General features: G+C 67.9%; 19 protein-coding genes. 6 read left to right on the top strand and 13 right to left on the bottom strand.

Going from position 1 to position 13,972, the window contains the following annotated elements; all coding sequences use genetic code 11:
• Window positions 1-362 (bottom strand): type II toxin-antitoxin system VapC family toxin (locus BN11_RS19395; RefSeq protein WP_048698936.1); only part of this gene is annotated, 362 nt, incomplete at its 3' end.
• The gene (locus BN11_RS23170) at window positions 359-550 is read right to left on the bottom strand and encodes a hypothetical protein (RefSeq protein ID WP_157044288.1); all 192 of its coding nucleotides are present in this window, start codon (window positions 548-550) and stop codon (window positions 359-361) included. The genes BN11_RS23170 and BN11_RS19395, both read right to left, overlap by 4 nt.
• 7 nt (window positions 551-557) lie before the next feature.
• On the opposite strand from BN11_RS23170, the gene BN11_RS19390 reads away from it, so the two are divergent.
• The 3 genes from BN11_RS19390 to BN11_RS19380 all read left to right on the top strand — a co-directional run bounded on the left by BN11_RS19390 (window position 558) and on the right by BN11_RS19380 (window position 3,133).
• Window positions 558-815 carry a hypothetical protein gene (locus tag BN11_RS19390; RefSeq protein ID WP_048700009.1) on the top strand — a complete coding sequence of 86 codons (258 nt, stop codon included), beginning with the start codon at window positions 558-560 and terminating at the stop codon, window positions 813-815.
• A gap of 83 nt (window positions 816-898) precedes the next feature.
• Window positions 899-1,723, top strand: coding sequence for a DUF72 domain-containing protein (locus BN11_RS19385; RefSeq protein ID WP_048700006.1), 825 nt, complete (start codon window positions 899-901; stop codon window positions 1,721-1,723).
• A 147-nt stretch (window positions 1,724-1,870) separates the two neighbouring features.
• Window positions 1,871-3,133: an IS1096 element passenger TnpR family protein gene (locus BN11_RS19380; RefSeq protein WP_048700004.1), complete on the top strand. Its 1,263-nt coding sequence runs from the start codon at window positions 1,871-1,873 to the stop codon at window positions 3,131-3,133.
• Between the two features lie 16 nt (window positions 3,134-3,149).
• Here BN11_RS19380 and BN11_RS19375 read toward each other — a convergent pair whose 3' ends face one another.
• From BN11_RS19375 to BN11_RS19335, 9 genes are all read right to left on the bottom strand, one after another.
• Window positions 3,150-4,139 carry an LLM class F420-dependent oxidoreductase gene (locus BN11_RS19375; protein WP_048700002.1) on the bottom strand — a complete coding sequence of 330 codons (990 nt, stop codon included), beginning with the start codon at window positions 4,137-4,139 and terminating at the stop codon, window positions 3,150-3,152.
• Window positions 4,136-4,714, bottom strand: coding sequence for a type 1 glutamine amidotransferase domain-containing protein (locus BN11_RS19370; RefSeq protein ID WP_201329316.1), 579 nt, complete (start codon window positions 4,712-4,714; stop codon window positions 4,136-4,138). The genes BN11_RS19375 and BN11_RS19370 overlap by 4 nt, the downstream gene beginning before the upstream one ends.
• Before the next feature lie 566 nt (window positions 4,715-5,280).
• Window positions 5,281-6,159: an HNH endonuclease gene (locus BN11_RS19365; protein ID WP_048700000.1), complete on the bottom strand. Its 879-nt coding sequence runs from the start codon at window positions 6,157-6,159 to the stop codon at window positions 5,281-5,283.
• A gap of 270 nt (window positions 6,160-6,429) precedes the next feature.
• A complete protein-coding gene (locus tag BN11_RS19360) occupies window positions 6,430-6,630 on the bottom strand; it encodes a hypothetical protein (RefSeq protein ID WP_157044287.1) in 201 nt (66 codons plus the stop codon).
• A 242-nt stretch (window positions 6,631-6,872) separates the two neighbouring features.
• Window positions 6,873-7,649: an SRPBCC family protein gene (locus BN11_RS19355; RefSeq protein ID WP_048699995.1), complete on the bottom strand. Its 777-nt coding sequence runs from the start codon at window positions 7,647-7,649 to the stop codon at window positions 6,873-6,875.
• A 1-nt stretch (window position 7,650) separates the two neighbouring features.
• Window positions 7,651-8,256: an ArsR/SmtB family transcription factor gene (locus tag BN11_RS19350; RefSeq protein ID WP_048699994.1), complete on the bottom strand. Its 606-nt coding sequence runs from the start codon at window positions 8,254-8,256 to the stop codon at window positions 7,651-7,653.
• A gap of 54 nt (window positions 8,257-8,310) precedes the next feature.
• Window positions 8,311-8,829: a VOC family protein gene (locus tag BN11_RS19345; RefSeq protein ID WP_053084193.1), complete on the bottom strand. Its 519-nt coding sequence runs from the start codon at window positions 8,827-8,829 to the stop codon at window positions 8,311-8,313.
• A gap of 148 nt (window positions 8,830-8,977) precedes the next feature.
• Window positions 8,978-9,484, bottom strand: a complete 507-nt coding sequence (locus BN11_RS19340; protein ID WP_048699993.1) for a GNAT family N-acetyltransferase — start codon at window positions 9,482-9,484, stop codon at window positions 8,978-8,980.
• On the bottom strand, window positions 9,481-9,774 hold the full coding sequence (locus tag BN11_RS19335) for a type II toxin-antitoxin system TacA family antitoxin (protein WP_048699992.1): 294 nt from the start codon (window positions 9,772-9,774) through the stop codon (window positions 9,481-9,483). Before BN11_RS19335 ends, BN11_RS19340 begins: the two co-directional genes overlap by 4 nt.
• Between BN11_RS19335 and BN11_RS26230 the strand changes: the two genes are divergently transcribed.
• The 3 genes from BN11_RS26230 (at window position 9,762) to BN11_RS19325 (ending at window position 11,398) form a co-directional block, all read left to right on the top strand.
• Window positions 9,762-10,034 (top strand): FitA-like ribbon-helix-helix domain-containing protein, encoded by a 273-nt coding sequence (locus BN11_RS26230; protein WP_407667993.1) that lies wholly within the window; start codon window positions 9,762-9,764, stop codon window positions 10,032-10,034. The two genes, BN11_RS19335 and BN11_RS26230, sit on opposite strands and share 13 nt — an antisense overlap.
• Before the next feature lie 21 nt (window positions 10,035-10,055).
• The gene (locus tag BN11_RS19330) at window positions 10,056-11,012 is read left to right on the top strand and encodes an ornithine cyclodeaminase family protein (protein WP_048699991.1); all 957 of its coding nucleotides are present in this window, start codon (window positions 10,056-10,058) and stop codon (window positions 11,010-11,012) included.
• 134 nt (window positions 11,013-11,146) lie between these two features.
• Window positions 11,147-11,398, top strand: a complete 252-nt coding sequence (locus BN11_RS19325; RefSeq protein ID WP_048702014.1) for a DUF6582 domain-containing protein — start codon at window positions 11,147-11,149, stop codon at window positions 11,396-11,398.
• A 12-nt stretch (window positions 11,399-11,410) separates the two neighbouring features.
• Here the strand turns inward: BN11_RS19325 and BN11_RS19320 are convergent, their stop codons facing one another.
• Window positions 11,411-11,923: a hypothetical protein gene (locus BN11_RS19320; RefSeq protein ID WP_048699990.1), complete on the bottom strand. Its 513-nt coding sequence runs from the start codon at window positions 11,921-11,923 to the stop codon at window positions 11,411-11,413.
• 72 nt (window positions 11,924-11,995) lie between these two features.
• Window positions 11,996-13,840: a cell wall-binding repeat-containing protein gene (locus tag BN11_RS19315; RefSeq protein ID WP_048699988.1), complete on the bottom strand. Its 1,845-nt coding sequence runs from the start codon at window positions 13,838-13,840 to the stop codon at window positions 11,996-11,998.
• Between the last annotated feature and the right edge of the window lie 132 nt (window positions 13,841-13,972).

Genomic DNA, 13,972 nt, shown 5'->3' with positions numbered 1-13,972 from the left:
CGCTGGTTGGCAGTCAGCAAGGCGGAGCCGGCGTTGAGAGCGGTGCAGGCGATGAGCAGATCCATGTTCGCGACTGGGGTGCCTTGCTTGGTCAGGACGGCGTGGATTCGAGCGTAGGTTCCGGCCAGTTGGGCATCTGGAGTGATGACCGGAAGTTGACCCACAACTTTCATGACCCGGCGTCGCTCCGCGGCGGGATCGGCGTGCAACGCGGCGCCGGTGAGGAGTTCGCACAGGACAAAGACGCTGATGCCGAGGGTCTCGTGTGGATTGCGGGCGAGCCAGCGACGAGCTGGGCCCTGCTCATCGCGACGGCTCTCGCGGATCACATCCACGAGGAAGGTGGTGTCGAGGTGGATCACCAGGTGGGCACCCGGACGGCGTGCAGGCGTCGGTCACGGACCGTGGCCTCGACCACGTCGAGGGTCCCCTCGGCTACGGCGTCGTCGCCCATGTCGTCCAGAGTTGCGAGCAGGTCTGCGGCGGTCTCTCCTGGCGCCGGAAGGTACCGATGTCTCCCGGCGGGCACCACGGCGGATGCGTGGGACACGTGGGATATGCCCGCGGGCTACACGCAACTGATCCTCTACGAGAAGCGCGCCGTCGCGTGGCGCGGGCAGTTGCTGCGGCTGTCGGCGGGCCACACCTGGCGACAGAGCGGCTCTGTGATCATCGCCGACGCGCAGGGGGCTGCGGTGCGATTCGGTACGACCTGGCCGATCCGGTTCGCCGTGCACGACGCCCTCGAGCTCTCCCGCCAGATCAATGGCGCTGTGCTGCTGGTCAACCGGCTGCGCGAGGTGTTCTGGCACTGAGGTGCGCAGTTGTCGAACTCACCCCGCCCGTTCACCTCTTCACGGTCGCCCGAAAACCCCTGCGGCTCCCGTACGTTGAACCGGTGGCATGCATCCGCGTCGGCTTGTCCGGCTGGAGTTACAGCGAGTGGCGCGGCGACTTCTATCCCGAGGGGCTGCCGGCGCGCGAGCGATTGCGGTATGCCGCAACACGATTCCCCACCCTGGAAATCAACGCCTCCTTCTACTCGCTGAAACAACCGCGCACGTATGCCGCGTGGCACGCCGAGGCGCCGGAGGTCACCTTCGCGGTGAAGGGTTCGAAACTCGTCACCCACAATCACCGGCTGGCCAATGCGGAGCAGGCGCTCGCCAACTTCTATGCCTCCGGGGTCCTCGCGCTCGGCGCCGGGCTCGGGCCGTTCCTCTGGCAACTGCCGCCGAGCCTGCGCTTCGACGCCGAGCGTGTCGAAGCGTTTCTGTCCGGATTGCCACGCAGCACAACGGAACTCGCCGAGCAGGCCCGCCGGCACGACGACCGAGTCCCGGCCAAACGCGCCCTGACCGAACCCCACGCCGAGGTGTCGGTGCGGCACGCGCTCGAGCCACGGCATACCAGCTGGGCGGACCCGGCCGCCGCCGACCTCCTCGCGGCATACGACGTGGCCATGGTCGTCTCCGACCTCGCCGACCGCTACCCGATGTTCGAGGTGGCGACCACGGACTTCGTCCATGTCCGGCTGCACGGGCATACCCGCCTCTACTACTCCGGGTATGCCGCGGCGAGCCTCGACGCGTGGGCGGACAGGTGCCGCCGCTGGGCCGGCGAGAGGCGGGACGTGTTCGTCTACTTCGACAACAGCGCGGCCGGCAAGGCGCCGCACGACGCGCTGAAACTCATGGCCCGCCTGGCCGACCCTTCCGGCTGAGTCACGACAGCGACAGCCACCTGAGTCGCGAGTTGCGTTCAGCCATGTGGAGATCGACGCTCTGGGAGACCTGCGCGTGACGAGACCCCTGCGGAGCCTTTGGCGCTTCCCTGATCGTCGGGATCTAAGCTCCTAGAATCGAGAGACGTGACGCGACGCTGGCAGATCGTGCGGGTCGAACTCGTGGGCGGGCGGGGGGAACGCTTCGACTACCCGCCGGGTCGCGTGCTGATCCTGCCGCCGGCGACGACCTTCGACCAGCTCGGCTCGGCGATCGACAACGCCTTCGCGCGGTGGGACCTGTCGCACCTGCGGACCTTCACCCTCGCGGACGACACCAGAGTCTGCGATGAGGAACTGGCTGACGACCTCGACTCCTCCCCGTTCGGCACCATCCCTCGCACGATGCTGCTCTCGGCCAAGGTCAAGGCGTCCGTCGCGACCGGCGAGCAGTTCGCCTATGTCTTCGACCTCGGCGACCAGTGGACCCACCTGTGCACCGTCGAGGGCACCGGCGATCCCGAGACTGTCTATGGCATTGTGCCGAATCTCCCTGTCTCCGTGTGGGGTTGGGGCACCATCCCCGACCAGTACGGTCGGCGGTGGGCCGACGACACGGGCAACGATGACGAGGCACCCGAGCCCCGGCACCCCAACCCCCTCACCGATCCGTGGCTGGCCAGCACCGGGCCGACGCCGGTGGTCGACATGGTGGCCGTCTGCGCCGCGACCGACGGGCCCGCCTTGACCGACGCGCTCACCGGAGTGGAACTCGACTCCGCGCTGCAGCAGATCGGTGATCACCTGCTCCGCACGTTCGCGGTGACCCCGTCCCGCCAGCGGGGGAGCCTTCAGTCGGTCGTGCTCTCGATCCACGGCCGATTGATGATGCGAGGCTGGGAGGGCGACGAGGCGCTCGCCGAGGAACTCCTCGCGCAACTCGACGGCAATCACCGTCCAGGTCGGCCCGTCCCGGTCAACCTCGACGACCTCGACATCGCTCTCTCGGACCACAGTGCGGAATACCCGGGTGGTTACCTCAACACCGACACTGGAGAGGTGGTCCCGGCCTTCATGGCTCATGGTGGGTATGTCGACGAGCCCATCGACGTCGAGGATGACGCGTGGCTCTACGTCGAGCCGGTGAGCAGCCGCACCGGCTGGGAGGACATGGAGACCTTCGCCGAATCGGTGTCCGACCCGACGCTGCGAGACCTGCTCAACCGGGCGATGACCGGCAAGGGCGCCTTCCGGCGCTTCAGGGACGTCCTGCATCAGGACGCCGACGATGCCACCCGCACCCGCTGGCGCCTGGAAGAACAGGACCGCAGCCTCGGCCGCGCCCGCGCGCTGCTGGCGAGCCACGGCATACGGTCGGTGGCGCGGACCGGGCCCACAGTGGTCGGCTGACCGCCGACCCCACCGGTCAGCCGGCGGCGGCGCGCAGCTTCTCCAACAGCGGCTCGGCCGCCTCGTCCAGGAAGCGCTCCTGCAACTCGTCGCCGATCTGGACGAGCGCGATATCGGTGAAGCCGGCCTCCCAGTAAGGGAGCACGGCCTCCACGATGGCGTCCAGGTCGTCGCCGCACGGGATCGACTCGGCGACATCCTCCTCGCGCACGAACGTCGACGCGCCGGCGAAACCCGCCGTCGTCGGCAGGTCGGCATTGACCGCCCAGCCACCGGCGAACCAGCGGAACTGCTCGTGCGCCCGGGCCACGGCCGCCTTCCTGCCCGACGGATCCCACGAGATCGGGATCTGCCCGATTGCCTTGGCGCCCTTGCCGATTCGCTTCGTACCCTCTTGGTTGTTCCACGCGGCGATGAGGTCGGCCGACGGCTCGGTAGCGATCAGGTGATCGCCGAGCGCGCCGAACGCCTCGATGGCCTCGGGCCCGCCGGCGGCGACCCCGATGGGTATGCCGCCGTCGGGCAGATCCCAGATCCGCGCCGAGTCGACGCGGAAGTACTCCCCGTCGTGGGTGACCAGCTCGCCGGTATGCAGTGCGCGGATGATCTCGATCGCCTCGGCCAGCATCTGCTGGCGGGCATCGACCGCCGGCCAGCCCTCGCCGATCACGTGCTCGTTGAGGTTCTCTCCGGAGCCGAGGCCGAGGGTGAATCGGCCGTCGGCGAGCAGCTGGATGGTCGCCGCCTTCTGCGCGACGACCGCCGGGTGGTAGCGCATCGTCGGACAGGTGACATAGGTATAGAGCTCGACCCGGTTCGTCACGTGCGCGACAGCGCCGAGGACGCTCCAGGCATACGGCGCATGGCCTTGCGCACTCAGCCACGGGAAGTAGTGATCGCTCATCACCTCGAAGTCGAAGCCGACATGCTCGGCCTTTTCGGCATACGCCACAAGCTCTTTCGGACCGGACTGCTCGGTCATCAAGGTGTAGCCGACGCGCGTCATGCGCTCTCCTGGCCGGTGGCCGCGGCTCCGTGCTCGACGGCATCCAGCAGCGCCGAGATGAAGGCGGGCAGGTCGTCCGGCTTGCGGCTGGTGATCAGGTTGCCGTCGACGACGGAGCGCTCGTCCACCCACTCGCCGCCGGCGTTGCGGATGTCGGTCTCCAAGCTCGGCCACGAGGTGAGCTTGCGGCCGCGCACGACATCGGCCTCCACCAAGGTCCACGGCGCGTGGCAGATCGCGGCGACGGCCTTGCCCGAGGCCATGAAGTCCTTCACGAGGGCGACCGCGTCCTTGTCGGTGCGCAGCGCGTCGGGGTTCGCCACGCCCCCCGGCAGGACGAGCGCGTCGAAGTCGTCGGCGCTGACGTCGGCGACCGTCTTGTCCACCTTCTGGGTGTCGGCCTTGTCGAGGTAGTTGAACATCTGCACCGTGCCGCTCTTGGGGCTGACGAGTACGGCCGTGTGTCCGGCGTCGACCACGGCCTGCCACGGGTCGGTGAGTTCCACCTGCTCGATGCCTTCGGCGGCGACGAGGAAGGCGATGGTCTTGGTGTCGTTGTTGGTCGATTCGCTCACGGTGTGCTCCTGTTGTTGTTGGTGGGCCGAGAAGTCCTCCTACGACGCTAGGCCGCGGGCCGCGCCAACGGCGCATTGCGGCCCCATGGCCATCGAAACCACCCTTTCGGGCGAGCCGGGCTCGGCGTTGTCGGTCGTAACCCGTCTTCGGTCGTCGGGCGTCCGGGCGGGCGGCGGCGGACCGTGCGGAATAGGTCCCGTTGCGCCGGCTCGAGGTTTCCGGCCCGGTGACCAGATCGTCGCCGACGTTGCGGTGGAGTGCCTTGGGAAATCTCTTGGATTCTGCGCGGGTTTGCGTCTACGGTCGAGGCACACGAGAAGGGAGGTGGTCCTGAGTTGATTTCTCATAGGACGCGTGAGGTGGCTGCGCGCTAGCGCACTTCTCTTGCCGAGACTGCGCAGAGGCGCAATCCCAGCAGCCCACCGCAGTCCGCGGGCCGTGCCGGTCGTCCCCGGTATGCGGCGCCATCCCGGCGCCAGGCCCGCGGGCTGTTCTTGTCGCGTGGCACGCGCCCCCGGGGGGCACGTGGGCCGGTCGCCCGACTGTGGCCGGCGGGTCCCACTCCTCAAGCGCTCGGCGGCAGGCCCTCAAGGAAGCGGTCATATCTCCATTGCAGGAGCTCGGGATCCGGCCGGGCAGCATGTCTGCGGGGCACGTGGAGGGAATGCCCGTGCAGGCCTTTGAGGCCGTGCTCCAGCAGGGGCCCATCGATTTCTTCGAGCACGTCGTCGCGGATCTGCACGATCAGGTCGGGCCGGACCCCGAGGATGCGCGCGTCATACGCGGCATGGTGAATTTTGCACAGCGCCAAGCCATTCCGCACCGCAGCGATCCCTTTTTCGTGCTTGTCCTCGACGATGTGCGCGGCATCCAGAAGTTCCAGATGACCCAACTCGCATACGGAGCAACGATTGCCATAGGCCTGTAGCACCATGCTGCGGAACACCGGCTGGTGCAACCGCCTGACGGTCTCGCTGCGCAGATAGCGCCGCATCACTTCTTCAAGCGGTGAGTCCCCCAAGCGGATGTGTTGCTGACCGTCAGTGGCGACGACGAACTGCTGCTTCGCGGGCTCCTCGCCGACCAGATAGATCGGGTAGATCGGTTGATACACCGCCGGGCCCACACCCCGGAACCAGATCAGGGGTACATCGGCGTGGACCGCCGTCCGCAGAGCACGATTGTCGGGATGGTCGGGATCGTCGCCGCGCCACTTGTATCTCTCCAAACCGTCATCGCCCATGTGGTCGGCATACGGCAGGTTGGTCTCGTCGCTGCGCCAGACGGTTCGTATGGACAGTGCCGACGCAAATGGGGCCGGCTTGCGGATGCCGCGCTGTGGGTCCATCAACCGGAATGGCTCGCCATCGAAGGTGAACTCGCCAATTTCGTTGGAGGTCAGCGGATTCAGCCCGTCATGGGTGCGGGCGGCCAGCCATTCCATGGCAGCGGCGCGCGCCGCTCGCTCACGATCTGACGACCACACGAGACTGAGCCTCCCACACCCCCGCCGCCGGCGATGTGCTGACTATGGGCGAACCGCGGCTGACACCCAACCTGGGATGCATTGGAATTACACGGAGGCCTCGTTGTTGAGGTGGCTGGAGCGCTCCGCGTCAGGCTGACTTGGCGTCGAGGATCCGACGGGTGCGGGCCCGGCGCCGGGCGATGACGGGCGCGTCCTCGCGCTGGAAATACGTTGCCTCCCAGCGGCTTACCGCACGGCGATCGCGTGAGGCAGCGCGGTGGTCTCCGCGACGTCGTTGTCCATGAGTTCGTCGACGAAGTGCGCGAGATCCGGAAGCCGCTGGCGGGTGGTGGGGCTGCGCATGAGCCCGTTGCGTGCCGCCTCGACGACGTGCGAGGCGACGCTCGCTATGGCGAGGGGCCGTCCGTTGTCCAAGGCCTGGGTCACGTCCATCCGATAGCGCCCCGCTTCAGGCCACTGCGGCTCCCGGGCGCGGGACGCGCTGCCGCGGCGCGTCCTCCGGGAGTGGGGCGGAGTCCGACGGTGTCGCTTGTTGTTAGCCATGCTGAAGGCCACCACGGATTCGCAAATGTCACCACCGGTCATCGCGGTGGCTGTGGATAAACCCGTGTCACCGCGCTGCCTGTGGATTACCCCGGTGCCGGGCTGCTCGGCATGACCGGCTCCTCCTATCGCTCCAGCCAGGCGCGCCAGAGCGGCTCGTCGCGTGCCACGACATCGGCGGCGTCATCGCCATACAGATAGAGCCACACGGAGACTCCCGTGGCTTCCTCGCCCATGCCCTCGGCGGCGATGAATGCCGTTCCGGGCAGCGGAGATTCGAGCAGCACGCTCGCGCGGAAACCGGGCTCGCTGTCGAGGATCGTGCCGTCCAGCGGCGGCATACCGTTGCGTGACCGGATCCGCTGACCAGGTGCCGGATGGGGCGGTATGCCGAGGTCGGCCGCGATCGCCTCCCAGGCTGCCTGCTGATTGCCCGGCCACGTGGCCGTCGGCAGCATCGCCTGGCCGGCCTGACCGGAGAAGTGCTCGAGGTGCAGTTGGAGGTTGCGCAGGAACAGACCCCAGCCTTGTTCCATCGCGTCATACTGCGCGTCCCAGTCATCGCCTGATCCGAAACCGGAATTGATCAGCCGCACAACGCAACTGCCGTTGTCGCGGGCCTCGACCAACCACTCGAACGCGAACCCGGCGTCGGCGCCCTCGCCCGCGAACACGACGCGGTGGGGTGGCTCCCAGGCCGTCACCTTGCCGGGCACGGTCATACCCTCACCTGGCCCGAAGACCGATGTCGTCGCGCCGCCCTCGCGCTCCTCGACGGTCGTCGGCACGTACCACGACGAGATACCCGGCCCGGTGGCCACGGCCGCCCACACCTCCTCCGGGGTGCCGGGCACCTCGACGGACAGCTCGATGGACCTGGCAGGTGGCTGGTCTTCGGTCATCTCAGGACTCCTTCGTCGATCTGCCCGACGGGACCGCCGGGCTCGGGTGGGCCGCGATCACGAGCCGGTGCCACCGGCCGCGGGGCGCGGATTCGTCGTGATAACGCGCGGCGAGCGTGGTGACAGCCTCGGCGAGGTCACGCGTGAACTCCGCTCGATCCTGTGCCGAGGCGAACCGGATCTCGGTGTCGATCGCCAGGGTGGGCAGGCTGCGGCCGGACGCCTCGGCGCGCCGCGCCAAGGTCGCCACCTCACCGAGCATGCGGGCAGCGAGCGAGACGAGGTATCGGGTGGAGAGCCGGTCGATGGTCTCGACTCCGGCGGCGGCCGGTCCGAGCGCGGTGGGCGAGACGACGTATGCCGCGGCGCTCGCTTGGACGACGCGCTCGTGCAGGCCCCGGCGCGGTCGGACTTCGACCTCGGTGACCAGGCCGTGCGCTTCGAGGGCGCGCAAGTGGTAGTTCACCTGCTGACGGGTCAGCCCGAGGACCTGAGCGACGGTGGTTGCCGAACCCGGCTGGGCCAGCATCGCGAGTATGCGTGACCGCACCGGGCTCAGGGCCGCACCCGCCGCCTCCGGAGCGTCGAGGACTTCGATGTCGAGCACGCCACAAGTCTCGTATTGAAAGGAATTATTGTCAATAGCAGAGTGATGTCGTTCTTAAGGAGCCGCAGCCCAATCCATGAGGTGGCCGAGCAGCGGCTGGTCGGCGGTGGGGGCGAAGGCGATGGAGTGGTGCCGGGGATTGCAGTGCAGGAAGGTGCCGACCCGGCCGGAGGCGAAGTCGATGTGGTCGCTGAGGCGGAAGCCGAAGATGTCGACATACAGCTGCTCGTGGCGAGCCTGGTCGGTGACGGCCTGGAAGACGTGCCCGAGCCCAAGCGCCCGCCCGGCGACGAACCGGTGACCGAGTGGGGAGGCGAAATACGTTCCGGCAGACTTGAATCCGTAGACCAGTTCGATGTCCATCAGCCCGTCCGGGTCGGGCATGGCGGCATACCCGCTCACCAGCCGCTCCCGCGCGCCATCCGCGCTTCCGTCGCTCACCTCGAAGCCGGCCGCGCGCAGCTGCCCGACGAGTTCGGCCAGATCGGCGGCGTCCTTGACCTCCCACCCGATGGCGGCCTGCCCGTCGCGGTCGCTGGCGCGCACCTCGATCCGGTACTCGTATTGGTCCAAGTCTGAAAGAGAGCCGGCCTTGTGCCGTGATCTCCAAGATCTCGGTTTGCACAGACCCGCGGAGGGCCGCCATCACTGGATGGAATTTGGCGTTGGATCATTGCCGATCCACGCCGGTTCCGTCGTGGGCTGCAGTCGGCGTCCGCGGTCACAGGAACTGTGACCGCAACGCCTTCATCGAGACCATGAGTTGCAGTTCAGCGATGGGGGACTCGACGAAGTCACCGTTTCTCAGGTAGAAGTCGCGGGCAGCCTCGTCGCGGGCATGGACAAGGAGCGCCGCAGCGCCAACGGTCTGGCTCAACTGCGCCGAACGTTCCAGCGCGTCCCGCAGGAGTCCCGCACCGATGCCCTTGCCGGTCACCGAGCAATCGACGGCGAGCCGGGCAAGAACGATGACGGGCAGCGGATCTGGCCTGGCGCCTTTCTTCAGCGTTGTCGGGACGCTCGCCAACGCGACACCTCCGACGGAGATGGCGTAGTAGCCGACGACGCGCTCAGCCCACGTTGTCACGTAGGTGACAGCATTGTTCGCCCGCAGGTTTTCCCACCCGTACTTGACCAGCCACTCATCCAATTCACTTGCGCCGGAGTGGAACTCATCCACGCGGACGTCGGCGCGCAGCTTGCGTGGCCTGCCGAAGCTCCCGGTCATTCGTCATCGGTGAACGGATCGGGCCGCTGCTTCAACTCTCGGAATCGGACCGTGGAGGCTAGCGGTTCGTCGATCGCCGCCGCGAAGGCGGCCCACTCCTCGTTCGTCACGACGAACCAACGTTGATCGGCAAGGACTTGCTCGGCGCGGACCATGGCACTGCTCAGCACGAAGTCCGTGAGCGTCGCGTCGCTCGCCGCGGCGGCGCGTCGGAGCGTCTCAGCCTGCCGAGTCGTGGCGCGGAAGTTGATCTGCTGAGTCTTGGCGGATCGGACGGATGACGTGCTCATGTCGGCTCCTCACGTATAGCGATATTCTATACGCAGAAGCCATGCGGGCTCCAGTACCCCGCCAGATGCTGGCATCGCCGTCAGGAGGTGACCGTATGGGCAGGCTGACCATCCGGCAGTTGGACGAGCGCACGCACGCCCGGTTGCGCGAGCGAGCGGCAGCTCACGGACGGCCCGTCGAGGCCCGAAGTCCGGGCCATCCTCGACGCGGCAGTCAATACCAGCGGGATAGGGCGCCGGGCGATATGGCCCAGCTGTGACCGGCGAACTACTGTCGATATATGAGTCTTCACGACGACTTCCTCGTACTCAATCGGGCGGACCTCGACGGACTGAACCTCACGTGGGCCGAGGTCATGGACGTGATCGACGACGCCTTCGTCCAGAAGGCGCGTGGGGAGGTGCAAAACCCTCCGAAACCCAAGGTGGCGCCGCGGTCGGACGCCTTCGTCAACGCGATGCCGGCCTTCCTCGCCGGCTCGGATTCGCTTGGCATCAAATGGGTTTCGGGGTTTGAGCAGAACCGCACCAAGGACCTGCCCTATATCTACGGGGCCCTCCTGATGAATGATGCCGACACCGGGCGACCGCTCGCCCTCATCGACGGCGGATGGGTGACCGAGAAGCGGACGGCGGCCGTGTCCGGGGTGACGCTTCGTCATGTGCCCGGGTCCGTGGGGACACTGGGCATCATCGGGGCGGGCCTGCAGGGCAACCGGCATCTCGAGGTCGCCCTGGAGGTGCATCCGGAGATCGAACACGTGCGTGTCTTCGACCACCGCGAGGCGCACGGCCACGCCCTGTTGGCCCAGGCCGGCGAACGGGTCGGCACGGTCGTGCATTCCGCGCTGGAGGCCACGCAGGACGCGGACCTGGTGATCTCCTCGATCAGCCGCCGGATGGACCCGCGGCTGGACGGCAGCAACACCGCGCCCGACGCGCTCATCCTCCCGGTCGACTATGACGACACGTTCGGGCCCGACGTCGTGCGGGAGGCCGCCTTCTTCGCAGTCGATGACCGCGGCCAGTACGACTCGGTGCTGCACAGAGCGTTCCAGGGCTACCGCGACCCCGACGGCGAACTCGCGCAGCTGGTGTCGGGGGTGATGACGGTTCCGGACCACGGCCGGCGCGTCTTCACGAACATGGGCCTCGCCATGGAGGACGTCGCCCTCGGCGCCCTGATCCTCGAACGCGCGACGGCCACCGGCGCTGGCACGACGATCACCTTCCCGTGACCCGCGCCGGTGCACCTGCTCCGGTGCATGCGCAATACATCGAGAACATGCTCAAGGCATGACGGCCGGGCGCTGGGCGGTCATCGGTGGGCGCCAATCCGATCGCCGGGACCGAACTGCCATACCGTCGAATCATGAGCAAGCACATCTCCCGGCGTGACGATGTCAACCCCGACGAGGGCGAGCGGGAGCACGGCGATGTGACCTTCGCCGACCCGACCAACAACAAGTACCCCATCGACTCCGAGGAACACGTGCGGGCGGCGTGGTCCTACATCAACAAGAAGGCGAACGCGGACAAGTACGCCGCCGACGAGGTCGAGACGATCAAGGGACGCATCAAACGCGCGGCCAAAAAGTACGACATCGAGATCTCCGACGACTGATCTCGACGTTGGTCACGAGGCGGTGTCGCGGTCGAACGGGTTGCGAGAGCGCGCATCTCGGACGCCGGCGAGGGCGTCGTGCAACTCGGCGAGCCACTCCGACTCGCGCTCCCCGACGAGGCGCGCGCACCAGGCGAGGGCCTCCGAGCGTGAGCGGGCCACTCCGCCTTCGACTAGCGTGTCGAGCAGGAGGCGCTCGGGCTGGCGGAGTCGGGTCATGACCGGGACGCCGAGGTGGGTGTAGAGGCGCTCGGTGCCGTCGGCGCGAGCACCCCAGGACACCTTGCGTCCGAACGTGGCCTCGGCATCCTGGGCGATGGCGATGCGCCCCGCGCGGGTGCGCTCCCGATGGGCGGCAATGCGCTCGACGGGCGGTTCCGGATCACCGTCGGTGCGGGGGACGTCCCCGATGACGACGATCTCTTGAGCGTCGACCGTGACCGAGAGAGCGCCGGCGTAGATCTCGGCCGGGATTCGCTCGGCGAACCAAGCGCCGATCGGGGTTTGGGCGCTGCTTTCACTCATAGCGTGATTACATCATTACGTGACATACACCGAAAGTGCGACGCGTGATCCGTCCGGACGTCGTGGGTCGTCTCAGGGGCGCACGAAGGTCGCAAGGGCGGCCTCGACGCCGGGCGAGACGGACGCGGGCCCGCCGAGCACGACGATCTTGGTCGGCCGCAGGCGGCTCAGCTCGGCGGCGATCGGGTCCGGGATCGAGTCGGTGCGTACGAGCAGCAGAGGACCGGCGGTCATCCCGGCGACCGGGGCTCCGGACAGTGCATCCGTGAAGATGGATCCGCTTGCCACATAAGCAGTTTCGACCGGGGGCCGGGGATAACCGTGCTGCGAGATCGCGGCGGACGCGGCATACCGGTCGCTGCCGAACCAGCGGCTGACGGTCCCCGCCGTGTACTCCGCCAGCTGGGCCCGCACCTGCTCGCTCACGCTCGCCGGTCCGCCGACGATGACGATGCGCTTCGGCTTCAGGCGGCGCAACTCGGCGGCGATCGGGGCGGGTATGCCGTCCGGCCGAGTCAGCAGCATCGGCCCGGGCGCGCGGGCAGCGACTGGTGCGCCGCTGAGGGCGTCGCTGAAGATCTCACCGCTGGCGACGAACGCCGCGTCCACCGTGCTGAGGAAGGCGGCGCGCGAGATGGCGGCGGACGCGGCATACCGGTCCGCTCCCGAGCGCCGTTCCACCGTCTCCGAGGCATACGCCCGCAGCTCGTCGACGACGCCTTCGGAGACCGTGGCCGGCCCGCCGAGCACGACGATCGTCGACGGCTTCAGCCGCTGCAGCTCCGCCGCGATCGTGGCGGGGAGGGAGTCGCGTCGGGTCAGCAGCAGCGGAGCGCCGTCGCGGCCGGCGACGGGTGCTCCCGACAAGGCGTCGCTGAAGACCTCGCCGGACGCGACATAGGCCAGCCAGGTGTTGGCGGGGAAGGTGCGTGCCGAGATGGCGGCGGACGCGGCATACCGGTCCCGGCCGTCCCAGCGCACGACCCCGTCGTCCTGAGTGATCGTGACGTCGACGACCGCGGCGGTGGAGCTGGTGCTGACGACCGAGAGCGTGATCCCGTGGTCGGCGATCGTGTAGCTCTCACCCGCCTCGAGACCCGGATGCCATTGGTATGAAAGCGGATTCGCGTCCGGGTGGAAGTCGAGCAGATCGATCTCGCCGAACTGGCCGAAGAAGTCGTCCTGACGTCGCACGGTCACGCCACCCCCGGGATCCGTGCGCGTCACCCCCTTGGGATCGACGTAGGTGCTGTCGTCGATCCAGTCATCGAGGCCGACGGGGGTGCGGTATTCGACGAAGTACTGCACGTTGCCCGCCTGCAGCTGGAATCCGCGGACGCCGGAGCCGGCGGCCACGGGCTTGAGCGTGACGCGCTGACTGTCCATGATCAGCGGATTGTCCGTGACCGGCAGCACGCCGATGCGCTGCTTGTTGATGGTGGCGAGCATGCCCGGCCAGTTGAGCGGGGCGCTCATCAGGTCCCAGGGATCGTTGTAGGTCCGCTGGTCGCAGTTGGCCGACAGGGTGACGTTCGCGGTGCGAGTGTCGTTCCAGCACTGCAGATATCCCGTGTGCCACAGGCCGAGATTGTGGCCGAACTCGTGGGCGTAGGTCGGGCCCTCGTAGGGCTGGTAGTTCAGCCAGGTGACCAGATCGCCGAGTTCGCCGGGCCCGACGGTGCCCCGGCCACCCCACGCGCAGGTCGGCGTCGGCTCCAGCATCACGACGAAGTGGTGGCGCTCGTCCTTCGGCGTCGACGGCGCGACGGCGCGCGCCTTGCGCTCCATCGCTTCGTAGTCGCACGACTCGATCTCAGCAGCCGTCAAGCTGATCTTGTTCCAGCCGAACACCCTGTCGGTGGTGAACCGGATCTGGCTCTGCGTCGCTGTGTCGAAGTATGCCGCGACCTTCGTCATGCTCCCCGTGACAGCCGAGACGATCTCGGCATCTAGACCGGCACCACCGTCACGTGATGCAGGCCGAGCGCGGTCCGGCCGTCGTCGCGCGGCGCCAGTCGGGTGACGGACGCGGTGCCCGCGCGCAGGGCT

This window comes from Nostocoides australiense Ben110, from assembly GCF_001050535.1.
In the GTDB taxonomy this organism is placed as follows: domain Bacteria; phylum Actinomycetota; class Actinomycetes; order Actinomycetales; family Dermatophilaceae; genus Nostocoides_A; species Nostocoides_A australiense.
The sequence above is the reverse complement of the archived record's forward strand: the minus strand, read 5'-3'. Positions and strand labels throughout refer to the sequence as shown.